Origin of the sequence: Romboutsia faecis, assembly GCF_014323405.1 — a bacterium.
GTDB lineage: Bacteria > Bacillota > Clostridia > Peptostreptococcales > Peptostreptococcaceae > Romboutsia_E > Romboutsia_E faecis.
This window is the reverse complement of sequence record NZ_JACRWE010000007.1, coordinates 35,435-60,340: the sequence shown is the minus strand read 5'-3', so window position 1 is coordinate 60,340 and position 24,906 is coordinate 35,435. Positions and strand designations below refer to the sequence as shown.

General features: G+C 29.5%; 24 protein-coding genes. 6 read left to right on the top strand and 18 right to left on the bottom strand.

Going from position 1 to position 24,906, the window contains the following annotated elements:
• Positions 1-79 precede the first annotated feature (79 nt).
• The 4 genes from groL to H8923_RS13610 form a co-directional block, all read right to left on the bottom strand.
• On the bottom strand, positions 80-1,702 hold the full coding sequence (groL, locus tag H8923_RS13625) for a chaperonin GroEL (RefSeq protein WP_153972494.1): 1,623 nt from the start codon (positions 1,700-1,702) through the stop codon (positions 80-82).
• 18 nt (positions 1,703-1,720) lie between these two features.
• A complete protein-coding gene (locus tag H8923_RS13620; protein ID WP_153972493.1) occupies positions 1,721-2,005 on the bottom strand; it encodes a co-chaperone GroES in 285 nt (94 codons plus the stop codon).
• Positions 2,006-2,195: 190 nt separating this feature from the next.
• Positions 2,196-3,686 carry a cardiolipin synthase gene (gene cls / locus H8923_RS13615; RefSeq protein WP_153972492.1) on the bottom strand — a complete coding sequence of 497 codons (1,491 nt, stop codon included), beginning with the start codon at positions 3,684-3,686 and terminating at the stop codon, positions 2,196-2,198.
• A 17-nt stretch (positions 3,687-3,703) separates the two neighbouring features.
• Complete coding sequence (locus H8923_RS13610) at positions 3,704-4,579, bottom strand: DNA-3-methyladenine glycosylase family protein (RefSeq protein ID WP_153972491.1); 876 nt, start codon at positions 4,577-4,579, stop codon at positions 3,704-3,706.
• 180 nt (positions 4,580-4,759) lie between these two features.
• Here H8923_RS13610 and H8923_RS13605 point away from each other — a divergent pair, with 180 nt between their 5' ends.
• Both H8923_RS13605 and H8923_RS13600 read left to right on the top strand, forming a co-directional pair.
• Positions 4,760-5,413 carry a deoxynucleoside kinase gene (locus H8923_RS13605; protein ID WP_153972490.1) on the top strand — a complete coding sequence of 218 codons (654 nt, stop codon included), beginning with the start codon at positions 4,760-4,762 and terminating at the stop codon, positions 5,411-5,413.
• A 1-nt stretch (position 5,414) separates the two neighbouring features.
• Positions 5,415-6,068 (top strand): deoxynucleoside kinase, encoded by a 654-nt coding sequence (locus H8923_RS13600; protein WP_153972489.1) that lies wholly within the window; start codon positions 5,415-5,417, stop codon positions 6,066-6,068.
• A 22-nt stretch (positions 6,069-6,090) separates the two neighbouring features.
• Here H8923_RS13600 and cdd read toward each other — a convergent pair whose 3' ends face one another.
• Positions 6,091-6,507 (bottom strand): cytidine deaminase, encoded by a 417-nt coding sequence (cdd, locus tag H8923_RS13595; protein ID WP_153972488.1) that lies wholly within the window; start codon positions 6,505-6,507, stop codon positions 6,091-6,093.
• 136 nt (positions 6,508-6,643) lie between these two features.
• Entirely contained in the window at positions 6,644-7,672 is a 1,029-nt protein-coding gene (locus H8923_RS13590; RefSeq protein WP_153972487.1) for a YeiH family protein, read from the bottom strand.
• A gap of 222 nt (positions 7,673-7,894) precedes the next feature.
• On the opposite strand from H8923_RS13590, the gene H8923_RS13585 reads away from it, so the two are divergent.
• Positions 7,895-8,785, top strand: a complete 891-nt coding sequence (locus tag H8923_RS13585) for a LysR substrate-binding domain-containing protein (protein ID WP_153972486.1) — start codon at positions 7,895-7,897, stop codon at positions 8,783-8,785.
• A 122-nt stretch (positions 8,786-8,907) separates the two neighbouring features.
• Here the strand turns inward: H8923_RS13585 and pyrE are convergent, their stop codons facing one another.
• The 10 genes from pyrE to cooS form a co-directional block, all read right to left on the bottom strand.
• A complete protein-coding gene (pyrE, locus tag H8923_RS13580) occupies positions 8,908-9,492 on the bottom strand; it encodes an orotate phosphoribosyltransferase (RefSeq protein WP_153972485.1) in 585 nt (194 codons plus the stop codon).
• Between the two features lie 44 nt (positions 9,493-9,536).
• On the bottom strand, positions 9,537-10,439 hold the full coding sequence (locus tag H8923_RS13575) for a dihydroorotate dehydrogenase (RefSeq protein WP_153972484.1): 903 nt from the start codon (positions 10,437-10,439) through the stop codon (positions 9,537-9,539).
• The gene (locus H8923_RS13570) at positions 10,439-11,125 is read right to left on the bottom strand and encodes a dihydroorotate dehydrogenase electron transfer subunit (RefSeq protein ID WP_153972483.1); all 687 of its coding nucleotides are present in this window, start codon (positions 11,123-11,125) and stop codon (positions 10,439-10,441) included. The genes H8923_RS13575 and H8923_RS13570 overlap by 1 nt, the downstream gene beginning before the upstream one ends.
• Positions 11,125-12,294: a dihydroorotase gene (locus H8923_RS13565; RefSeq protein ID WP_153972482.1), complete on the bottom strand. Its 1,170-nt coding sequence runs from the start codon at positions 12,292-12,294 to the stop codon at positions 11,125-11,127. Before H8923_RS13565 ends, H8923_RS13570 begins: the two co-directional genes overlap by 1 nt.
• A complete protein-coding gene (gene pyrB, locus H8923_RS13560; RefSeq protein WP_153972481.1) occupies positions 12,287-13,210 on the bottom strand; it encodes an aspartate carbamoyltransferase in 924 nt (307 codons plus the stop codon). Before pyrB ends, H8923_RS13565 begins: the two co-directional genes overlap by 8 nt.
• Positions 13,211-13,382: 172 nt before the next feature.
• Positions 13,383-14,450, bottom strand: a complete 1,068-nt coding sequence (locus tag H8923_RS13555) for a C40 family peptidase (RefSeq protein ID WP_153972480.1) — start codon at positions 14,448-14,450, stop codon at positions 13,383-13,385.
• A 361-nt stretch (positions 14,451-14,811) separates the two neighbouring features.
• The gene (locus H8923_RS13550; RefSeq protein WP_153972479.1) at positions 14,812-16,092 is read right to left on the bottom strand and encodes a Glu/Leu/Phe/Val family dehydrogenase; all 1,281 of its coding nucleotides are present in this window, start codon (positions 16,090-16,092) and stop codon (positions 14,812-14,814) included.
• A 224-nt stretch (positions 16,093-16,316) separates the two neighbouring features.
• Positions 16,317-17,612 (bottom strand): NAD(P)/FAD-dependent oxidoreductase, encoded by a 1,296-nt coding sequence (locus H8923_RS13545; protein ID WP_153972478.1) that lies wholly within the window; start codon positions 17,610-17,612, stop codon positions 16,317-16,319.
• Positions 17,613-17,625: 13 nt separating this feature from the next.
• A complete protein-coding gene (locus H8923_RS13540) occupies positions 17,626-18,057 on the bottom strand; it encodes a 4Fe-4S dicluster domain-containing protein (RefSeq protein WP_153972477.1) in 432 nt (143 codons plus the stop codon).
• Positions 18,050-19,951 (bottom strand): anaerobic carbon-monoxide dehydrogenase catalytic subunit, encoded by a 1,902-nt coding sequence (gene cooS / locus H8923_RS13535; protein WP_153972476.1) that lies wholly within the window; start codon positions 19,949-19,951, stop codon positions 18,050-18,052. Before cooS ends, H8923_RS13540 begins: the two co-directional genes overlap by 8 nt.
• A 346-nt stretch (positions 19,952-20,297) precedes the next feature.
• Here cooS and H8923_RS13530 point away from each other — a divergent pair, with 346 nt between their 5' ends.
• Complete coding sequence (locus H8923_RS13530) at positions 20,298-20,471, top strand: indolepyruvate ferredoxin oxidoreductase subunit alpha (RefSeq protein WP_153972475.1); 174 nt, start codon at positions 20,298-20,300, stop codon at positions 20,469-20,471.
• Between the two features lie 31 nt (positions 20,472-20,502).
• Here the strand turns inward: H8923_RS13530 and H8923_RS13525 are convergent, their stop codons facing one another.
• Both H8923_RS13525 and H8923_RS13520 read right to left on the bottom strand, forming a co-directional pair.
• The gene (locus H8923_RS13525; protein WP_153972474.1) at positions 20,503-20,682 is read right to left on the bottom strand and encodes a hypothetical protein; all 180 of its coding nucleotides are present in this window, start codon (positions 20,680-20,682) and stop codon (positions 20,503-20,505) included.
• Between the two features lie 66 nt (positions 20,683-20,748).
• Positions 20,749-21,378: a redox-sensing transcriptional repressor Rex gene (locus H8923_RS13520; RefSeq protein ID WP_187127955.1), complete on the bottom strand. Its 630-nt coding sequence runs from the start codon at positions 21,376-21,378 to the stop codon at positions 20,749-20,751.
• A gap of 137 nt (positions 21,379-21,515) precedes the next feature.
• On the opposite strand from H8923_RS13520, the gene H8923_RS13515 reads away from it, so the two are divergent.
• Both H8923_RS13515 and H8923_RS13510 read left to right on the top strand, forming a co-directional pair.
• Positions 21,516-23,435: an ABC-F family ATP-binding cassette domain-containing protein gene (locus tag H8923_RS13515; RefSeq protein ID WP_153972473.1), complete on the top strand. Its 1,920-nt coding sequence runs from the start codon at positions 21,516-21,518 to the stop codon at positions 23,433-23,435.
• A gap of 87 nt (positions 23,436-23,522) precedes the next feature.
• The gene (locus H8923_RS13510) at positions 23,523-24,899 is read left to right on the top strand and encodes an MATE family efflux transporter (RefSeq protein WP_153972472.1); all 1,377 of its coding nucleotides are present in this window, start codon (positions 23,523-23,525) and stop codon (positions 24,897-24,899) included.
• Positions 24,900-24,906: the final 7 nt, after the last annotated feature.

Genomic DNA, 24,906 nt, shown 5'->3' with positions numbered 1-24,906 from the left:
GTATATAAAAAAGCTGTGTATAATATAAATTTATATTATACACAGCTTATATATACTTAAAAATTATTTTTCTACGTTATTACATCATACCTGGCATTCCGCCGCCCATACCCGGCATTGGTTCTTCACTAGGAATATCTGCTACAGCAGCCTCCGTTGTTAAGAACACTCCTGCTATTGATGCAGCATTTTGTAATGCACTTCTAGTAACCTTAGTTGGGTCAACTATACCTGCTTCTATCATATTTACATATTTTTCATTTAATGCATCAAATCCTATTTCTGTATCTGCATTCATAACATTTTGTATAATTACAGCACCTTCAAGACCTGCATTTATAGCTATTTGTCTTAATGGTTCTTCTAAAGCTCTTCTTACTATTTGAGCCCCTATTTTAGCTTCACCATCTAAAGTATTTACTAATTCTTCAACAGCTGGTATTACGCTTACTAATGCAGTTCCTCCACCAGCTACCATACCTTCTTCAACACCTGCTCTAGTTGCATTTAAAGCATCTTCTATTCTTAGCTTTCTTTCTTTCATCTCAACTTCTGTAGCAGCTCCCACCTTAACTACAGCTACTCCACCAGAAAGTTTAGCTAATCTCTCCATTAGCTTTTCTTTATCAAACTCAGAAGTAGTTTCTGATATTTGATGTTTTATTTGATTAACTCTATTTTCTATATCAGTTTTTTCTCCAGATCCATCTACTATTGTAGTAGTTTCTTTATTAACTTTAACAGATGATGCTCTACCTAATAATGATAAATCTGCTTCTTTTAATTCATATCCTAATTCTTCAGATATTACTGTACCACCTGTAAGTATAGCTATATCTTCTAACATTTGCTTTCTTCTATCTCCAAATCCAGGAGCTTTAACAGCAACTACTTCAAATGTTCCTCTTAATTTATTAACTACTAATGTAGATAATGCTTCACCATCAACATCTTCAGCTATTATTAATAATTTTCTGCCTTGTTGAACTATTTGTTCAAGTACAGGTAAAATTTCTTGTATATTAGATATCTTCTTATCTGTTATTAATATATATGGGTCATTTAAAACAGCTTCCATCTTATCTACGTCTGTAACCATGTATGCAGACACAAAACCTCTATCAAATTGCATACCTTCAACAGTATCTAGTTCTGTATGCATCGTCTTAGATTCTTCAACTGTTATAACTCCATCTCTTCCTACTATTTCCATAGCTTCAGCTATTAACTTACCTACTTCTTCATCTCCAGCAGATATAGAAGCTATTTGAGATATAGACTCTTTACTTTCTATAGTTCTTGATTGATTTTTTAATTCCTCAACAGCAACTTCTACAGCTTTTTGTATACCTTTTCTTATAAGTATAGGGTTTGCTCCAGCAGTTACATTTTTTAAGCCTTCTCTTATTATAGCTTGCGCTAAAACTGTAGCTGTAGTAGTACCATCACCTGCTACATCATTAGTTTTTATAGCAACTTCCTTAACAAGTTGAGCTCCCATATTTTCAAATCTATCTTCTAACTCTATTTCCTTAGCTATAGTAACACCATCATTAGTTATTAGCGGTGCACCAAATTTTTTATCTAATATTACATTTCTTCCTTTTGGTCCTAGTGTTACTTTTACTGTATCAGCAAGTTTATTTACACCAGTTTCTAAAGCTTTTCTTGTATCTTCAGCAAATTTAATTTCTTTAGCCATCTTAACCCCTCCTAAAAATTATTCAACAACAGCAAGTATTTCACTTTGTCTTAATATCGTGTATTCTTGCCCTTCTATTTTAACTTCAGTTCCAGAGTATTTTTGGAATATAACTCTATCTCCAACCTTTAATTCCATTTTTATCTCTTTTCCATCAACAATTCCTCCTGGACCAACTTCAACTACCTCTGCTATTTGAGGTTGTTCTTTAGCAGTTCCGGGTAAAACTATACCACTTGCAGTTTTTTCTTCTGCTTCAACTTTTTTAATAACAACTCTGTCAGCTAATGGTCTTATTTTCATTGTTTATCCCTCCTAAATGTTTTTATAATATATGTATAATAAAAATACTAATCAATCTGTTTTTATCACTCTATAAGTAAGAGTGCTAACAATTATTATGATATACTAATCACCTATAATTTTCAACACTTTTTAGTTTTTTTTTAAGTCATATTTTAGACATAATCCCCCTTATTAAGACATTCTTAAATTATAAAATAGGCGAAAATAATCTAGCTACAGATTCCTTAGATTTTTGAACTATACTTCTATTTTTAAATTCCTCTTTATTAATTTCTTTACTGTTTTTCATATCTTCAAAAAAATCTTCTTTCATTAAATCTATCACTTTTCTATCATATATAAATGCATTTATTTCAAAATTTAACATAAAACTTCTTAAATCCATATTAGCAGATCCAGTAGAAGCTATAGAATCATCTATTATAATAATCTTCGAATGTATAAATCCTTTTTCATATAGATACACTCTTCCTCCTGACTTTAATATATCATCAAAATAAGAATAAGAAGCTATATTAACTATTTTATGATCAGCTATCTTAGGAAATATAATTCTTACATCTACTCCACTTAAAGCAGCACTTTTTAAGGCTCTTAGTATACTTTCATCGGGTATAAAATATGGAGTCTCAATATAGATACTTTTTTTAGCTTGGCATATAGCTAAGAAATAAGCATAATGTATTGCTTCCCAGTCACTATCTGGACCACTTGCTACCACCTGTATCATCGCATTCCCAAAGTTATTTAGTCTAGGAAAATGATTCTTATTCAATAAAACTTCTTTTGTGTTGTAATACCAATCTATTAAAAATGTCATTTGCAACATATATACAGAAGTTCCTTCTATTCTAATATGAGTGTCTCTCCAGTATCCAAATTTTTTATTTTTCCCCATATATTCATCACCTATATTTATGCCACCCGTATACCCTATACGTCCATCTATGACAACAATCTTTCTGTGATTCCTATAGTTCAATTTTCCTCCTATTAGAGGGAATTTTGTTGGTAAAAAAGGTACTATTTCTATTCCATGAGACTTCATTTCATTAAAAAATTCTCTGTGAAACCAAAATCTCCAACAACCAACATCATCATAAAGTATTCTTATTTTTACATTTTCCTTAGATTTTTTAATCAATAAGTTCTTTATCTTTTGCCCTATATCACTATCTTTTATTATAAAATACTCTAGGTGTATATGATCTTTTGCGTTTTCTATATCTTTAATAAGGCGTTCAAACTTTTCATTCCCATCTACAAATATATCAACTTTATTATTTGTAGTGAAAGGAAACATACCTGTGTTTAATAATAAACTTATTATTTTTAATTTGATATTATCTTCTTCATTATCTTTTAGTAATTTACTTACACTTATTGTATCTTGCTCTAATCTAATTAGATTGTTTATTTCATCTAAATTTTGAAAAAGCTTTTCTTCCTTCATATTACTTGCTAATTCTTGAGTCTTAAATATTTTTATCTTTCTTAAATTTCTTCCAAAAACAGCATAAATAATTAGACCTATTCCTGGAAGTAAAATAAATATTAATAACCATGTGACAGTTTTAGAAGGATCTCTATTTTCAAGTAATATAGTCATTGCTACTATGGTCCCTGATATATAGGATATAGCTAAAAATCCTAATATTAAACCCTGTACAATATTCATATTCCCTCCCTATTGAACTATCTTCCTATACCTAATTCCCTTGCATAGTAGAATAAGTATTGTTGTGCAAAACCTGCTAGATCTCCAAATTTATCTATAGCATATGCCCTTATTTTTGGTAAACTCATATCTTCATTTACATAAAATTCTTGCATTACCCTTTTAACCCAAACATCAACTGGGAATGTATCATATTTTCTCATTCCAAATAAAGCTATACAATCCCCAACCTTAGGTCCTACTCCATTAAATTTTAAAAGTTCTTTTAAACACTCTTCTGTACTTAAATTAATATATCTACGAACATCATCTTTATTATTAACTATTGACTCAGTTGTACTCTTTATATACTTATCTCTAAATCCAGTCTGGCAAGCTCTTATATCCTCTTGTGAAGCCTTATTTAATTCTTCTGGTGTCGGGAATGAGTAGTATTCTTTTCCATTATACTCCCCTATATATTTTCCAAACTTCTTAGATAAATTTTCTATAGCTTTTTGAATCATAGGTATCCTATTATTTGATGAAATAATAAATGATATAAGCATTTCCCATCCATCTTGTTGTAAAATTCTTATTCCCCATCCAAAATCACTTGCCTTATCTAAGTATTCATCCATACCTTTTAAAATATTCTTTATTTCTGTATAGTCTCTACCTAAATCAAAATAATCAAACCAAATATTATTAAAATCCTCTAGATTAGTATTATTTAAATAAACTGTATCTCCTTCTCTTTTTACATTTAATATTTTTCCTTTCGCTACACCTGTATAAGAATCATCTTCTTGTTTATGCCACCTAAAGCATTGCCCACACTCAAATATATGCTTAGGATCAAAATCTGTTATTCCTTCTAATATTACTGAATTATTTTTTTCGTATACTTTCATATTTTATATCTCCTTATTTCTGCGATTATTTCTATTTTATAACTTTAATTTACCCATAATATTGTAAATTTAAATAAACTTTTTACTCTATGCAAATTTGTTTTAAAATGTCTAGAGTAGAAATAATAAAACTTTTTTGATAAAATACATAAGACATTAATTAGTAGAAGGTGAACTTATATGAACGAGAGAGGTATTTTTATTGCTATAGAAGGTCCAATAGGAGTTGGAAAAACTACCCTTGCAACAATACTTAATGAATACTTTAATTATACTCTTCTTAGAGAGATAGTTGAAGAAAATCCTTTTTTATCAAAATTTTATACAGATATAAAAGGCTATGCTTTACAAACTGAAGCATTTTTTCTATTTAACAGGGTAAAACAATTAGAAGATACTGAAAAAAATCTATTATCAAAAGGTAACGGAGTTGTTAGTGATTACCATATAATAAAAAATCTTATATTTGCAGGTTTAACACTGGATAAAATGCAATTTCATAGATATAAACAAGTTTATAATACTTTTGTAAATGATTTACCTCAACCAGATATAATAGTCTATTTAAATTCTAGTACCGATGTTTTAATGAAAAGAATAGCTATGAGAGATAGAAGTTTCGAAAGACAAATGGATAGAAATTATATTGAAGAATTAGGAACGGAATATAAATATTACTTTAATCCATTATCAATAAAACATAATTTTATGGGCAAAGAACCTATTATTATAGAAATAGATAACTCTAATTTAGATTTCTTAAATAATGATAATGATAGACAATTTATAATAAACAAAGTAAAAGAAGCCATGACAATTTTAGGAGGACAATAAAATGTTTAAACTAGTAAACCAAAGTAATACACCCGCTAGTAGAGATTTATTTATAACTGTAGCCGGTAATGTAGGTGCTGGTAAATCAACTTTAACAACTTTAGTTGGAAATAAACTTGGGTTTGAAACTCACTTTGAAAAAGTTGACGGAAATCCGTACTTAGAAGATTTCTACGCTGACCAAGAGAAATGGGGATTCCATTTACAACTTTATTTCTTAGCTCAAAGATTCAAGCAACAAAAAGAAATCCACGCTAATGGGCTAAATAATATTCAAGATAGAAGTATATACGAAGATGTGGAAATATTTGCTAGAAACTTATACGATAACGGAAAAATGACAAAGAGAGATTATATAACTTATAGAGATTTATTCAACGATATGGTCCCTTATTTAAAGAAACCGGATTTAATGATATACTTAGATGGTTCTATAGATACTATAATTAACAGAATAAACCTTAGAGGACGTGAAATGGAAAAAACTGTTGATTTAGAATACTGGAAAAACCTTCATAATAGATATGAAAAATGGATAGCTGAATATGATCAATCACCTGTTTTATATGTAAACATAAACGAAGTTGATTTAGTAAATAACCCAGAACACCTTGATATGCTATGTAATGAAATAAGAAAAATATTAGGAATGTAGATATCTACATTCCTATTTTAATTTATTTTAAATTTGCTCCTGTAAATGCTAGTGGAAGAAGTTCCTCTAAAGTATATTCTTTGTAATCATCTTTACTTCTAGCTAGATAAATTTTAAATTCTTTAAGATCACAGAATTCAGCCATAACTTGTCTACATACAGCACAAGGTGCACAGTAATCATATTCTTCAGAATCAGCTTTATTTCCAACTATAGCTATTGCTGAGAATGTACGTTGTCCTTCAGAAATAGCTTTGAAAAATGCTGTTCTTTCCGCACAGTTTGTTGGCGTATAAGCTGCATTTTCCACATTACAACCTTGATATATCTTACCATTTGTACCAAGTAATGCTGCTCCAACATTAAAATTAGAGTATGGTGTATAAGCAAATTTTTGAGCTTCAAAAGCTTTTTCAACTAGTAGTTTTGCATCTATCATAAATTCAACCTAACCTTTCTATTTAGTAATATATTATTCCTCTATTATTCTATAATATAAGTAAAATGATAAAGGAATAATATTATAACACTATTAAATAAAAAAGTATATCATTAATATATATTAAAAATATTTTTTATAATAATATTCCGATCAGTATTATTGCAGATACTATTTGTAATATTCCTATAAATAATCCATATAATGAAACTGCTTTTCCTTGCTTAATTAAATCCTTTACATTTACCCTTAAACCAATAGCAGCTAAAGCTATTATTTCAAACTTATTACTTAACTCCTTACATATCATAGATACATTTTGAGTAATTATATTAAAAGAAAATAAAGCGCATGTTATAAAAAATCCTATTACATACCATGGTACCTTTATCTTTCCTCTTTCAATATCAGTTACTTCCTCTTTTAATATTTCTTTATTAGATTTATGCTTTAAATGACCTAATGCAAATACTACTACTACTAAAAATATTATACGTACTATTTTGAAAATAGTAGATAGGTCTTTAGTATGTTCACTTACCATCGCTCCACTAGCTACAACTTGTCCTACAGACTGTAATGTACCCCCTATCATAGCTGAAGTTTGAGTAAGATCATGATTATATAAAAACTGTGAGATTACAGGAAGTAAAAACATTAAGACAATCCCTGTAACATTAACAATTGTTATAGCAATTCCTTTTTCCTTGTCATCTGCTTCAATAACTGGTGCAGTTGCTGCAATGGCAGAAGAACCACAAACTGCATTTCCACTAGCCATCATATATCTAAAGTTATCTGTAAAACCTAACTTTTTTCCTATATATAAGGCCCCTATTATAGTTATTGTCATTTGTAATACTATAAATATAACTCCCGAAATTCCTATTTCTGATATAGTTGATATACTTAATGTTGCTCCTAGTAATACTATTGAATATGATAATAAGTCCGTTTCAGAAAATTTATATCCTTTTTGAAATATTTCTTGATTTAAAAATACATTACCTACAAACATTCCTAAAAATATAGCTATTGATGCTGCACCAAGTTTTGGAATAAACTTAGCAAGTAACATGCTTAACCCAGCTACTAAAACTGCTACCACAAAACCCGGCATTATATCTTTTATAATTTTAGTAAAATCTTTATGCTTTTTGTTCATATAATCTGTCCTTTCTATATAAGTCATATTTATATTTTCTGTATAAATCTTGTTTATATTTATAGTATATATTTATAAAAACCATAAGTAAAATGAATATATATAATAATAATCATTGATTTTTTTTATGATTATTATATACTTATAACTGTAAATACTTTTTATACAGACTTAATTTCAATTAAATTTACATATATAAAATTATAATAGGAGTTGTTTAATTTGTTTGAAGAGCTAAAAACATTTATTTCAGTCGTTGAATTTAAAAATTTTACAAAAGCAGGAAATCATCTTAATTTATCTCAACCGACAGTTAGTACCCATATTAAAAACTTAGAAAACTATTTTGGCACAACTTTAATTAATAGATCTATTAAGCAAAAAAATATTTTTATTACAGAAAAAGGTTATATATTATATAAAAGGGCAAAAGAAATTATAAACTTAATGGATGTAACATATAGGGAGATTAGTAATAATTCTAATACAATTACTGGAACTATAAAAATAGGTGCCAGCTCTACTATCGGAGATTATATTTTACCTAAATTTCTATCTATATTCTCAGAGAAATATCCGGATATAAATGTTGAGATTTTCATAGAAAATACATCATCGGTATGCGCTGATATAAGAAACTTTATACTAGATATAGGATTAATCGAAGGTAATTTAAATGATTCAAACTTTAACAAAGGGTATTTTTTAAAAGACAAGTTAGCCTTAATTTTACCTTATAATCCACGCTTGTACACAGAAGATTTTTCATTTAGCAGTCTTCAGGATCAAAAATGGATACTAAGAGAAAACGGCTCAGGTACTAGAGAGTACTTAGATTTATTCTTAAGTAAATATAAGATATTACCTAAAAATATAATGATAGTTGGAAGCAACTATGCCGTAAAAGAATCAGTAAAAAATGGACTTGGAGTAAGCATAATATCGAAATTTATAGCTTATCCAGCAGTAGAAAATAATGAAGTTTCTATAATAGAATTGGATAGTACATTCACTAGAAACTTCTCATACATACTACCAAAGGATGTAAATACCTCAGACATAACACAACTATTCCTAAGAGAATTAAAATTATACGCAGCATCATTATATTAAATTCTCCCATAAAAAATAAAGTGCTCTTAAGTAAACAAATCTAGGTATCCAAAGCTCAGTGAAAAATAAATATTTCACCGAGCTCCGATCACCTAATACCTTACTTAAAAACACTAATAATACTACATTCCGATTTCTTTGAATTCTCTACTTCCTGGTTTCACTAAGTCTACTTTTCCTTCTTTACATAAAGGACAATTATCTGACTCATGTACTTCTATTTCAAGCTTTATAGCACTGTATATAGGCATTCCGATATCTTTAGAAGTTCTATTAGCTATACAAGCAACACCTATTACTTCTCCACCTAACTTCTCTAATGCTTCTTTTGTTTCTATAGTTGATTTACCAGTTGTAACAACATCTTCAGCTATTATTATCTTAGCTCCTGGTTTTACTTCAAAGCCTCTTCTTAATTCCATTACTCCATCTTTTCTTTCAGTGAACACTGTTTCTTTATTTAATTGTCTTCCTAATTCATATGAAACTATAACCCCACCCATAGCAGGTCCAACTACTAAATCTATATCTAAATCTTTTATTTGTTCAACAACTGTACTTAAAACTTGCTCTGCATATTGTGGGAATCTTAATACCTTTGCACATTGTACGTATCTATTACTGTGCTTTCCTGAAGATAATAAGAAGTGTCCTTCTAATAATGCATCACTTTTCTTTAATATTTCTACTACATCTACTTTACTCATAATATTCTCCTCCAAATTATATCAATTGTTTTTTATTTAATTATTTATAATATTCCTCTTATTTCATCTAGACTTTCTATTCCTTCTCTCTGCATATAACTTTCTATTCCAGCTATTATATCAAGGCCTATCTTAGGATTAATAAAGTTTGCAGTACCAACTTGTATGCATGTTGCTCCTGCCATAATAAATTCTATAGCATCTTCCCAAGTTGTTATTCCGCCCATGCCCATTACTGGTATATTTACAGCTTTACATACTTCATGAACCATTCTAAGTGCTATTGGCTTTATAGCAGGACCAGATAGTCCTGCATATACATTTTCAAATATCGGCTTTCTTTTATTTATATCAATTGCCATTGCTTTAAAAGTATTTACTAAAGAAATCCCATCTGCTCCTTCTTCTTCACATACTTTAGCCATTCCAACTATATCTTCAGCATTTGGTGATAATTTTACTATTAGTGGTAAATCTGTAACTTTTCTCACTGCTTTTACTACATCTCTTGCTACTTCATTTTTTATACCAAAAGCCATTCCTCCTGCTTTTACATTCGGACAAGATATATTAAGTTCAATCATATCTACTGGTTGATTATTTAATAATTTTACGCCTTCTATGTAATCTTCTAGTGTTCCTCCACCTACATTAGCTATTCTTATAAAATCTAAGTCTTTAAAAAATTGTAACTCATTATCTATAAACCCTTGAATCCCTGGATTTTCAAGACCAACACTATTCATCATTCCCGATGGAGTCTCCCAAACTCTCATACCATTATTTCCATCTCTTTTTTGCAGAGTAAGTCCTTTACTACTAACTCCACCTAACTTTTGTATATCATAAATTTCGTTATATTCTTTTCCAAACCCAAAAGTTCCTGATGCCATTACTACTGGATTTTTAAAATCTATGTTTCCAAACTTAACATTTAAATTAGCCATTAGAAAATCACGTCCTCTCCCCAAAATACTGGTCCATCTTTACAAGTCTTTTTATTTCCAAACTGAGTCTTACAAGTACAAACTAGGCAAGCTCCTACTCCACATGCCATATGATTTTCTAGAGATACCATTATTTTTGTTTTAGTTCCTTCTACCATCTTAACTAACTTTTCCATCATTGGAGTTGGCCCACAAGTTAGTATGTAATCATACTTTTCTACGTCTAATATATCTGTTACAAAAGTATTTCCTGTAACTATATGAACTTCATTGCATAATTCTTTATATTCTTTCGTTAATATAGCTTCATTTCTAAACCCAAGATAAGCATCACAATTTTCTATATTTTTAGCTACTAAGTATAATGGCGCTATCCCGATTCCTCCACCAACTAAAGCTACCTTACCTTCAACTTTTTCGTATCCATTTCCATATGGACCCTCTAATTTTATAGTATCTCCTTCTTTTAATCTACTAAATATTTGAGTACCTTCTCCAAATACTTTATATAAGAAACTTATACTATTGTCATCTATATCATGTATACTTATTGGTCTTGAAAGTAATGGATATGTATCCCAAGCCCTTAACATATAGAATTGACCCATTTTACCTTCAAATTTACCTTCAACTCTCATTAGATACATATCTTCTCCTACGTATCTGTTTTCTAGAACCTTATACATTACATATCCCCCTCTACTTTATAAGCTATTTTCCCGTCTCTTATCGTCATTATTACTTTTCCTATAACTTTTTGATTATTAAAAGGATTATTTTTTCCTTTAGATACAAACTTTCTAGTATCTATTACATCAATTTCATTTTCATCTATTAAAACTAAATCTGCTCTTAAACCTTCTTCTATTAATCCTTGGCTTAATCCAAGAAGTTTAGCAGGATTAGCACTCATCATTTCACTTAGTTTATTTAAAGATATATTATTTTCTTTAAATACCTTATTAACCATTGAAAAGGCTACTTCTATATTTGATATTCCAGGGGATCCTGCTTTTTTGTCGTCTTCTGTATGAGGTGCATGGTCTGTTCCTATCATGTCTATATATCCATCTTTAATCCCTTGGATTAGAGCTTTCATGTCTTCTTCTTTTGCAAACGATGGATTTACTTTATAGTCTAATCCATATCCATATATGTGATGTGGTCCTACTTCACAAGTAAACTTGTGGCCTTCATCTTTATATTTTTTTATTTCGTTTAACGTATCTTCTAAGCTTATATGACATATATGTAAATTTCCACCAACTTCTTTTAACATCTTTAGGTCTCTTTGAACTATTTCATACTCTGGTTGACAGTGAGTTAATACTTTAAAATCTAATTCAGAAGATAACCTTAAAATATTTTCCATTATTTCTTCATTAAATAATGTGTACCCATCGTCTGAGAATAAATCTGTATACTTTCTCATTGGTTCTATATCTATCATTTCTTGACCATCTAAATTTTTAGTTATTGCACATACTTGCTTTATATCACATAAATCTAAATCTTTTGCTTTATTAAGTACGTACTCCATAACTTCTTTATTATCACAAACAGGTTTTGTATTTGCCATTGGACAAAGTACCGTAAATCCACCCCTTAGTGCAGCTTTTTGACCCGTTTCTAAATCTTCTTTATGCGTCAATCCTGGGTCTCTTAAATGTGTATGTAAATCTATGAAAGAAGGCATTAATACGTAACCATTTCCATCTACTATATTTATACTTTCATGTTCAATTTCTATATTTTCATCTATTTTTGAAATTACACCATTTGATACAAGTAAATCTGTCTTAAAGTCTTTATTAGCATCTACAATTCTAACATTTCTAAATAATATATTATTCATTTATATCCACCCCTAAAAGTCTTGTTATTAAAGCCATTCTTACGAACATCCCATACTTCGCTTGTTTAAAATAAACTGCTCTTTCATCTGCATCTACATCAGTATCTATCTCATTTACTCTCGGTAATGGATGCATAACTAACATATCTTTTTTTGCATGATTAAGTTTAGCTTTATTTAAAATATAATAATCTTTTAATCTATCATATTCAGCTTTATCTTCAAATCTTTCTTGTTGAACTCTTGTCATATATAATACATCTAATTTTTCTATAGCTTCATCTAAGTTAGTAGTTTCATAGTATTCATGACCTTTTATTGCCTCCTTTATATATTCAGGCATTTCAAGTTCCTTCGGTGATATAAATACAAATTTAGTATTTTTATATCTAGCCATTGCTTTAACTAAAGAATGTACTGTTCTTCCATTTTTTAAGTCTCCACATAGACCAATTGTATGATTTTCTAAATTTCCTTTAAGAGATTTTATTGTAAGTAAATCGGTAAGTGTTTGAGTTGGATGTTGATTTCCTCCATCTCCCGCGTTTATAAAAGGTACTTCAGTGTATTTAACAGCTTCATTTGCAGCTCCAAATTGCGGATGTCTCATAACTATTACATCTACATAACTTGATACTGTTCTAATTGTATCTCCTAGAGATTCTCCTTTTGATACTGATGACGAATTAGGTTCTGAAAAACCTATTACTTGCCCACCTAATCTTTTCATAGCAGATTCAAAGCTTAACCTTGTTCTTGTTGATGGCTCATAAAATAAAGTAGCCATTAATTTACCTTCACATATACGGGAATATTTTGACGGATTGTCAATTATTTTTTGAGATAATTCTAATATTTCATCTATTTCTTCAACAGAAAAGTCTTCTGGTTGGATTAAATTTCTTCCTTTTAGCATTTTTCTAGTTCCTCCTTTTTTAGCCTCTCTGGACTAAAATTAAAAGTATTTTATTCTTTAAGTTAGGTTATCATTTTTACAAATTTATGTCAATATATTAAAATAATTTATTATCAAAAAAGGATGCTAGTCCTGATTTTGCAATCATTTTAGCATCCTTATAATTTATATATTATAAAACTCTCTTAGCAGTTATAAATCTACCTGAATAGTAAGATGAGTTTATACTTGTTATTTTAACTGATTCTCCTGGCTTTGGTGAATGTATCATATTTCCTCCACCTATGTATATACCAACGTGGCTTACACTTCCACTACCGAAGAATACTAAGTCTCCTGGTTGTAAGTTTGATTTACTTACTGTTTTTCCATATCCTGATTGAGCTGAAGATGTTCTAGGTAAAGACACTCCTGCAGCTTTCTTATATACGTAAGATGTTAAACCAGAACAATCAAAGCTATTTGGTCCTTCTGCTCCCCATACATATGGAGATCCTATTTTAGAATAAGCTAAATTAACTACAGCTTGAGCTGATGATGTATTAGCTGCTGGAACATTCTCATTGCTTTGCTCTGTTTTATTTGATGAACTATTATTTTTCTTATCAGATTTTTGAGTATTTGAACTTTGGTTACTTGAAGATTGATTATTTGAAACTCTAGTTGTAGCTTCTTCAGAAACTGTTTCTTCAACAACTACTTCTTCTATTACTGGAGCTTCATCAGATATATATTTAGAACTTATATACCCTTCTTTATCTCCATTTTTAACCTTTATCCATTCTCCTTTATCTTCTAATACTTCTAATTTACTTCCTTTAGATAATTCTTCAATTATTTCAGAATCAGTATTTGCATTTTTTCTAAAGTTTACCTTTTCTTCTGTAACAAAACCTGGAGCTGATTTTATGTCAACAAATCTAGAAGGAATCCATCCGTCTTCACCATTTACAGAAACTTCAACCCATTCCCCTTGAGTCGCTAGAGCTTTAAAGCTATCACCTGTATATGCTACAAGCTTAACCTTACCACCATTTCTTATCTTTACTGCAACTCCATCTTTAACTACTGCAGTTTTATATGTAATTTCTTCATATTTACCTAAATCTATAATATCTTGACTAGTCTTATCTTCAGTATTATCTATATTATTATCTTTAACTTCATCTGCATTTACTACTGCATTCATTGATAATGCCATTACTGATGCAAACATTGGTACTAATATTTTTTTCTTCATATGTACTTCCTCCCAAAATTCTCTATATAATCTATATAAATACACGGATAAAATATTAATACACAAGATTGTAGTAAATTTGTAACTAATTTGTAATTTATTTTTTACACTTTTATAGTATTCTTATGTTAGCGAAACAAAGTAAAATTTACATCTTGTAATATATAATTAAATTAATTATTTTATCCAAAATTAATTCTAATTATTCATTTTAATTTAATTATATATGAACATCAAGGAGAAGTAAAGTTTTTTGTAACTTCTTCTATTTTCTTATGCAGAAATTTAATATTTTATATTTTATTTTAAATAATTAAAGCTACAGTAATATACTGTAGCTTTATATATATATATATATATATTAATTATTTGCTAATGACTTTGATGAGATTTCAGCATACCAGCCTCTTTTTTCCATTGCTATTGCAACTCTTTTAATTGACATCATATATGCCGCTGTTCTTAGGTTCACATCATATTCTTCAGCTAAATTCCATATTTCTTCAAAAGCATTTTTCATTAATATTTCTTGTTTTTTTTGAACTTCTTCAAATGACCATGTATATCTCATTAAATTCTGTACCCATTCAAAATAAGAAACTGTAACTCCCCCGCTATTAGCTAATATATCTGGAACTACTACTACTCCATTTTTTTTAAATATTTCATCTGCTTCTGGAGTCGTTGGACCATTCGCGCCTTCACAAATTATTTTAGCTTTTACTTTATCTGCATTTTCTGATGTTAATTGATTCTCTAGAGCACAAGGCATTAATATATCTACATCTGCCACTAATACACTACTACCTATAGCTTTAGCACCTGAAAAACCACTTATACTCCTATGTTGCTTAGCATAAACCATAAGTTTTTCCATATCTATTCCTTCTTTGTTATATATAACTCCACTAGAATCTTCAACCATAACTACTTTTGCACCAAAGTCAGTTATGTACTTACCTGCATAACTCCCAACATTTCCGAAACCTTGAAGAGCTACTGTCACTTCGCCTAAATCTATATTAAGTTTCTTAGCGGCCTCCATTGCTGTTAAAGCTACTCCATATCCAGTAGCTTCAGTTCTTGCCAAAGACCCATAAAAATTAACAGGTTTTCCTGTAAATGCACCTGGTTGGAATTTCCCTGTTACTTTTGAATACTCATCTACCATCCAAGACATTATATCTCCATTTGTATTAACATCCGGAGCTGGAATATCTTCTTTCTCTCCAATAATTGGTGATATCGCTGCTGCATAACCCCTAGATATTCTCTCTAATTCAGATTTAGAGTAATCATTTGGATCTATAGCCATTCCACCCTTTCCTCCACCATAAGGAATTCCTACTACTCCACACTTAAAAGTCATCCATGTTGATAAGGCTTTAACTTCGTCCATAGTTACATTAGGATGGAATCTTATTCCACCTTTAAAAGGTCCACATGCATTATTATGCTGCGATCTATATCCAGTAAACGATTTAGTTGTCCCATCATCCATTTTCACAGGGAAAGATACTTCAAGTACTCTCATTGGATTTTTTAATATTTCATAAACTGCAGGGTCTGTTCCTAATTTATCACAAGCTGCTTTTACTTGTGATTTTGCTATTTCAAATACATTTAAAGTTTTTTCTGCCATTTAAAGGCCCCCTTAATAAAATTACATATATTTTATTTCCTTTATGACAACATATACTAAGCTTTCAACATTATTGTAACACACAATAGTTAGATTTTTTAATATAAGTTTTAGCTATTTTGCGACTAAATTATTTAACTTAAAAAGGGCTAATGTTGTTTTTAATAGGTGAAAATCAACTATTTTTAAACACATTAATGCCCTTTTTAATTAATCTATTTAATTTATATGCTATATTCAAATTCTCCATTTTCTTTCATAGCAAAGAAGTCTGAATATCCTACATCAAAGATTCTACTTTTTAAGTCTGGTATCTCAACTTTATTTTTTATAAGCTGTGTTAATACTCCAATATAAGAAATATCACCTTGAGATATAAGACCATATATTATATTGTCTTTATATATAAACTTTTTATAACTACCATTATCATATCTAGTTATTATGTCATAGTCATCCCCCTCTGAATTTACTATACCTAAAGATACAGTTGGTATTCCCATAAAATTCATACTATTTTTTAATGTGAAATTATCATCTATATTTCTTTCGATTCCAACCATATTATATGCTGCTACTATTCCCTGCTTAACTGCCAGTGGCCAAATTGCATTTTTACCTACTACATCTCCTGCTGCATACACATCATTTACCGTTGATTCACATTTATCATTTATTACTATGCCTCTATTATTTTCTATACCGGTCTCTCTTATGAAATCTATATTTGGCGTAACTCCAGTTGAAACTATTAATAAATCACACTCTACCACCGTTCCATTACCTAATTGTACTCCTGAAACATTATTTTCTTCATCTAAAATAATTTCATTAACAGATTGGCCAGAATATAGACTTACACCCTTTTCTATAAATTTGCTTTCATATACCTTCGCTGAATATTCATCTAACTGTCTATCTAATATATAGTTACTTGGATATATTAATGATAATTCTAAACTTTCATATTCCATTAATCCTGTTAAAGCATCTATTCCTATTAACCCAGCTCCTATTATAGCTGCCTTTTTTGAAATTTTTGCTTTTTCTTTTATTTTATATACATCATCTATATTTCTTAATGTATAAATATAGTTCCCTTCTTTTATATTTTTTATAGGAGGTATAAAAGAAGATGCTCCAGTAGCAATTAGTAGTTTATCATAACCTATCTCTTGACCCTCAATAACAACCTTCTTTTTCTTAGTGTCTATGCTTTTTATGGATTTATTTTTTATCCAATAAATATTATTATTTTCCATAAAGTTATCTTCTACAAAATTTATTTCTTCTACAGTTCTATGATTTGATATAACATGATGTAACATGCATCTAGAGTATACTTTTTCATCTTTTGATATTATAGTTATATTTGAATCTAGGTCCAAATCTCTTAACGTCTTTGCAGCATTTATACCTGCTGCACTCGCTCCTAATATTAAATAATTCTTTTTATTTGATTTATTTTCTTCATTTTTTTCTTTATTCGAAACCAATTTATTAATAACCTTATTCAGCATAGGCTTCCTCCTCTTATAACTCTATAGCTCCAGTAGGGCAATTAGCTACACATTTAGGACATTCTTCATCTTTACATAAATCACATTTTAATATATTTTGCTTTGTTCTATCATCTACCTTTAAAATTCCATATGGACAGGACATAACGCACATATAGCAAGAACCACATTTTTGATTATCATACAAAACAACACCAGTCTCTCTATCTTTAGTCATAGCTCCACTCATACAAGTTAATACGCATTCCGGCTCTTCACAATGTCTACAAAGTATCGGAACTGGCTTATTATCTTTATCAAGTTCTATATGGCCCATACTTTCTGCATCTATACTTTCTAAATCTAATAAATACATATTTTTAGCCTTGCTATGCTTTAGCATACATGCTAATACACAACTTTTACATCCCATACATAATTCTTTATTTATTAAAATTCTATGCATAGATTTCCACTTCCTTTAATCCTAGTTTTTGTCTTCTATCGATTATTATTTCTTCTAATTGATCTGCTGAAGACTTAGGATCTTGATTCACTATTACATGACCTCCTGTTATATCTTTTAATGATTCTGTTAATACCTCAGTAACTACCTTGCTTCCTGTTATAAATGGAGGCAACGCTAAATGAAGTGGTAATCCTAATGCTAACCCAAAAGCTCCATCTGCTAAAGCTTGTTCTTCTAACCATTGTGGTGCAGAAAGTACAAGTGGAAGTTGAGGTAAATCTATTCCTAGATATTCTGCTAATTCAGTCGCTACTATTTCTAATCTACCTATCGCTAGACATGGTCCAAAATTTAACACAGGTGGTATCCCTAATGTTTTACATACGGTTTTTAAATTCTCACCTGCAAGTTCCTCTGATCCTGGAGACATAAGCCCAACATTTTCAAGCCCTCCCGTTGAACATCCAGCAGAAAGAACTAATATATCTCTCTTAATTAATTCTTTAGTTAATTCAACTGTATTTATGTCATGACCTCCTGCAGTCATATTTGAGCATCCAACTATAGCTGCAACTCCTTTTATAGTTCCATTGGCTATTAAATCTACAAGTGGTTTCCATGAATTACCTAAAAATTCTTTTAAGTTTTTTTCACTTACGCCTGTCAAAGACTCTTCATATCCATGATCTCTAGGTATGTCTATTTGGACTTTACTTCTTCTTGATTTAAAAGACTCTAAAGCTTCATTTATTAATTTCATATCTATTTCATCATACTTATTTCTATCTAAGTAAATATATTCAGCATTTTTCTTTTTAGCAACGTCATCCAAACATATCATTTTTACATTTAGTTTATCTGCTATTGGCTCTAATCCAGGTATTGTGCAGTTAAATTCAGATATTACCATATCTATAGCCCCTGTAGATAAAACTGCTTCACTTGTAAAGTTATTCCCTGCATGGCCTGAAAATATATCTTGATAATGTTCTCCTCTTAGCTGTAAATCTTGGCCTACACAAGTACATCCTACTAATCTAAATCCTTTTGCACCTGCTTTTTTCGCTAATTTTACTACTTCTGGTTGTGTTAATTTTTCTTGGAAACTTGAGAAAGTTGAATGTTGATGACCTGTTATCATTATGTTTATATAGTCTTCGTCTATTACTCTAAATCCTACTGGAGCCATTCTTATAACTGGATCTCCTAGCATTATGTCATTTATAAGATTTGTTAATGTCAACCCATATAATCCAGTTGAGATCCCTAAGCTTAAACAGTGCATTAACATATCTACTGGATCACTATTTAAGTTAGTTGAGGATTTTACTACCCCATCAAATACTTCTGATTTCGCTCCACCTGGCATTATACCTAATTCTTTCCATTTTTTAATTCTAGGTTCATAAGCTATTTTATCTACTAATTCCATTTTTTTATGTCTTGGTTTATATAAGTCGTCTAAAACTACATCTGCTACTTTTATGCATTTTTCATATTTATCCAATTCGTCTATTCCTAATTTATCAGCTAAATAATCCAATGCTTTTTGGCTCTTTATTAATCCCTTTGTCTCTCCAACATGCTTTAGATTTAAAGCAGTATTCTCGACAATATGAATATAACATGCAGAACCTGATGCTACTGCCCTTAAAAAGTTTCTAGCTACTATTGTATCTGCATCTGCACCACATATTCCTCTTGGTGATTTAGAAGTTATCCTACAGGGACCATTTGCACACAATCTACAACAGACTCCTTGCAATCCAAATCCACATTTTTGTTTCTGGTCTTCTGTTCTGTGAAATGCGGTTTCAAATTGTTTTGATGCCACAAAACTTTCTAACTTACCATCTGCACTTTTACACATTTTACAACTATTACAATCCATAAAAAATCCCCCTTAAAACATTTTTAATTCTTTCTGACTATATTCAAGAAGTGATATTTGAGTTGCGATAATTAAATTTTTAACATAATCTATTTCTATTAATACCACTAGTTATTTTATTCAAACATATTTTTTAAATTATTTTTAACAAACTTTACTTTATATATCTAAGATTTTTTACTCTAAATTTGATTTTTTAAATTGTAGTTTTATAATTAATTTCATCTTATGAAAACATTGTCTTGTCGTATAATACAGCTTTATGTAGAATGGTTATGTTTGTTATATTATCCCAATTTTGATATAATATTACTGATAATAATTTAAAAAAGGGGAGGATTTTAATATGTCTTACATAATAAACGAAGCTTGTATAAGCTGTGGTGCTTGCGCTGATGAATGTCCAGTTGAATGTATATCTGAAGGGGATGAAAGATACGTTATAAATTCAGATGAATGTGTTGATTGCGGATCTTGCGCAGAAGTTTGTCCTGTGGATGCTCCACAACAAGGTGAGTAATTAAAAAATTATTTGGGCTGTTTTGCTTGCTTTAAATATCTTCAGCTCGAGTGTAAAATATGAAATCACTACCATGCAGCAAAAACATTGCAAATGGTAGTGATTTTATATTTACACTTGATTTCATAAATTGTATAAACCTGTAAAATACACTTACTTTTATTATTGTAGGATTTCTATGTAGTAAAAATCCTAATAATAAAAAAGTCACAAGACTTATGCCTTCTGACCTTTCCCCCCAATTTTTTAAGAATAAATCCCCCAAATGAACGTTTGTTTAGTCTTCTGCTTTCATTAAGTATGATAATGTAAATAAACTTTCTGTTAAATTTACATTTTCAACTATGACAGATTCTGGAACATCTAAATCTACAGGTACAAAGTTCCATATACCTTTTATCCCTGCATTTACTAATCTATCTGCAAGTTCTTGACTTCCTTTTTTAGGAATACACATTATAGCTATATCAACATCATTTTCTTTTATAAATTCTTCTATATCTTCTGAATCTAGTATCTCGAAATCTCTTATCTTTAATCCAATCATTCTTGGGTTTGCATCAAATAATGCCTTGATTTCAAAACCAGCTTTTCTAAATCCTGAATAATTTGCTATTGCTTGACCTAAGTTACCAGCACCTATAAGTACCGCATTATATTTTGTATCAAGTCCCAAAATCTTTCCTATTTCTTTGTGTAGAGCATCAACATTATACCCGTATCCCTGTTGCCCAAATCCTCCAAAATTATTTAAATCTTGTCTAATTTGAGATGCAGTAAATCCTATAATATCACTTAATTCTTTTGATGATATTCTCTGTATATCTCTATCTAATAAGTCACCTAAATATCTGTAGTACTTTGGCAACCTTCTAATTACAGCCATAGATATGTTTTTATTACCCACAGCTTCACCTCCTAATCGTTTAAATTTTAATTAACTATTCACCTTAAATGTTTCTTTTTTCAAAACATCTTATATATCCTTGATTATATTATATCAAAACATTATAATTTTAGGTAGTTTAAGGAGGTATAAAATTTATGATCGTACTGTCGTGTAATAACTTAAATAAAAGTTTTGGAATAGATTCTATACTAGAGGACGTATCTTTCACGGTAAATGAAGGAGATAAAATCGGTATAATTGGTATTAATGGTACTGGTAAAACTACTTTGTTTAAAATAATTTCAGGTGTATATGGATATGATAGCGGTGATATATATACAGCTAAAGATTGTGAAATTGGATATTTAGAACAAAACATGAATTTCCACTCTGAAAATACAATTCTAGATGAGGTTCTAGACGTTTTTAGAGATTTAATAGATATGGAAGCTTATTTAAGAAATCTAGAATTAAAGATTGCTGAAGAAAGTGAAAAATCAAACTCTGCTGATTTAGATAAACTTATGAACGAATACTCTCATAAGCTAGAACTATTTGCTGATAAAAATGGATATGGATATAAATCAGAAGCTAAAGGTGTACTAAAAGGTTTAGGGTTTAACGATAATGATATTAATAAACCTATAAGCATACTTTCTGGTGGCGAAAAAACAAGAATACTTTTAGGTAAATTATTATTGAAAAAACCAACTTTATTAATGCTAGACGAACCTACTAACCACTTAGATTCTGAAGCAATAGAATGGCTAGAAATATTTTTAAAACAATATAAGGGAACAGTTATGTTAATTTCCCATGATAGATATTTCTTAGATCAAGTGGTTAATAGAACCTTTGAGATTCATAATAAAAAATTAAAAACTTATAATGGAAACTATTCTAAATTCCTAGAACTATCAAAAGTTGAAAAAGAATTAGAATTAAAAAAATACGAAGACCAACAAAAAGATTTAAAGAAACAAGAGGAATCTATAGAAAGACTTAAAGCATATGGTCGTGAAAAGCATTTAAAAAGAGCACGTAGCAAAGAAAAAGCCCTAGATAAAATAGATGTTCTAGACAAACCTGAAGCTTATCGAAAAAAAGCTCGGATTGAGTTCAACCCATCTGTAGTTAGTGGTAATGATGTTCTCCAAGTTAGAGATGTATCTATGGGATATGGGAATAGAATTCTATTTAAAGATTTAAACTTAGATATTTATAGAGAAGAAAAAGTTGCTCTTATAGGTGCTAATGGTATAGGTAAGTCTACTTTATTTAAAATAATAATGAACGAAATAATTCCTCTAAGTGGTAGTGTTACGTTAGGCACTAATGTCAATGTTTCTTATTTCCACCAAGAGCAAAAAACACTTAACCTAGATAACACCATTATAGATGAAATTTGGGATAGCAATAAACACTTAACTCAAACTCAAATTAGAAGTATGCTTGGTGCATTTTTATTTGAAGACGAAGAAGTTTTCAAGAAAATTTCAACTTTAAGTGGTGGAGAAAGGGCTAGGGTTGCTATTTTAAAACTAATACTTTCAAATGCAAACTTTTTACTTCTAGACGAACCTACTAACCACTTAGATATAGATTCCAAAGAAGTTCTTGAAGAAGCTTTATCAAGTTATACTGGTACTATATTCACTATTTCTCATGATAGATATTTCTTAAATACCGTTGTCGATAAAATATTAGTCTTAGATGAGAATGGGATAACTGAATATCTTGGAAATTATGATTATTATATGTTCAAAAAAAGACAAGTTCAAGAGATGAGCCTTATTCAAGAAAATGACAAAGAAGAAAAAACTAAAACTCAGCTAAAGGAAGAAAAAAGAAAAGAAAGAGAACAAAGAGAAGCTGAAAAGAAAAATAGAGTAAAAAGACAAAATATAGAAAAAGAAATTGAGACTACTGAATCTAAAATAGAAGAATTAGACATGTTACTATGCCAAGAAGAAGTCTATTCTAATCCTGAAAGAGCTAAAGAAGTAAGTCAAGATAAAACTAATCTTGAAACTAAACTAGAATCTCTTTATGAAGACTGGGAGCAATTAGTTTAATAAACTAATTGCTTTTATTTAACTTGCCAACTATACCTATTATTGTGTTATTATTTAACATGTAAAAATTTATAACGAGGTGATTATTTGCAAGGATTATTTAAATTAGATAAAGAAAATAAAAATTTTTATAGATTACTAATATCACTTTGCATTCCTATGATCGTACAGAATTTAATTTCATCTTCTGTAAATGTAATAGATACAGTTATGATTAGTAGTCTTGGAGAATCATCAGTAGCATCTATTGGCGTTGCAAACCAATTTTTCTTCCTATTTAACATGACTTTATATGGAATAACAGGTGGTGCTGGTATATTTATCTCTCAATTTTTTGGTAAAAAAGATATAAATAATATTAGAAGTGTTACTGGATTAAGTGCAATTTTAGCTTTCTTAGTTAGTTGCTTATTTTTCATTCCAGCGTTAATAGCTCCTAAATTAATCATAAACATATTTTCTCATGATTCAGAAGTTGTGAAACTATGTATTGAATACTTTAGTATTATTTCTTTTTCATATCCAATAATTGCAATAAGTACAGTATTTAGTATGGGTGCAAGAAGTGTTAGAAACCCTAAACTAGGTATGATTTGCAGTACCATAGCATTAGGCACAAATATAGTATTAAACTACGGACTTATATTAGGTAATTTTGGATTACCTGCTTTAGGTGTTAAAGGAGCTGCTTTAGCTACTGTTATTGCTAGGATTATTGAATTAGTACTTATAATCTCTTATGTTTACTTTATGAAAAAGGACTATATACTAAGATTTAATCTAAAAGATGTAAAAAGAATAAAAACTGAATTCCTAAAAACTTTTGCATCTAAGAGTTTACCTATATTCTTAAATGATAGTCTATGGGCATTTGGAACTGTTTTATATTCTGTAGCATATTCTCAGGCTGGCACTTCTGCTATAGCAGCCAGTCAAATAGCTACTAGTACAGGGAATTTCTTTATTATGACTTCTGTATGTGTCGCAAATGGAGCTGCTATTATGCTTGGAAATGAATTAGGTGCAGACCAAATAGAAAAAGCTATACGATATTCTAAAAAATTCTCTATTTTAGTTTCTTTAACAGGCTTACTATTTGGTATTTTATTAATAGCCAATATACCATTATTATTAAAAGTATTTAATGTATCAAAGGAATTATCTCCAGATATAATAAAAATATTTATTATAATGGGTCTATTAATGGCATTAAAAGCTTTTAATACATTTATAGTCATTGGTGTTTTAAGAAGTGGTGGAGATACGAAATACTCATTATTTTTAGAGTTAGGATGTATGTGGTTAGTCTCCCTTCCACTAACATTTTTAGCTGCGTTTAAAGGTGCCCCTATATTTATGTTAGTTTTATTAACTTATACTGAAGAAATTGCTAAGTTTATATTTGGTGTCCCTAGAGCGTTATCTAAAAAATGGGCTACTAACTTAGTAAAAGAAATGATTTAGTTTAGTT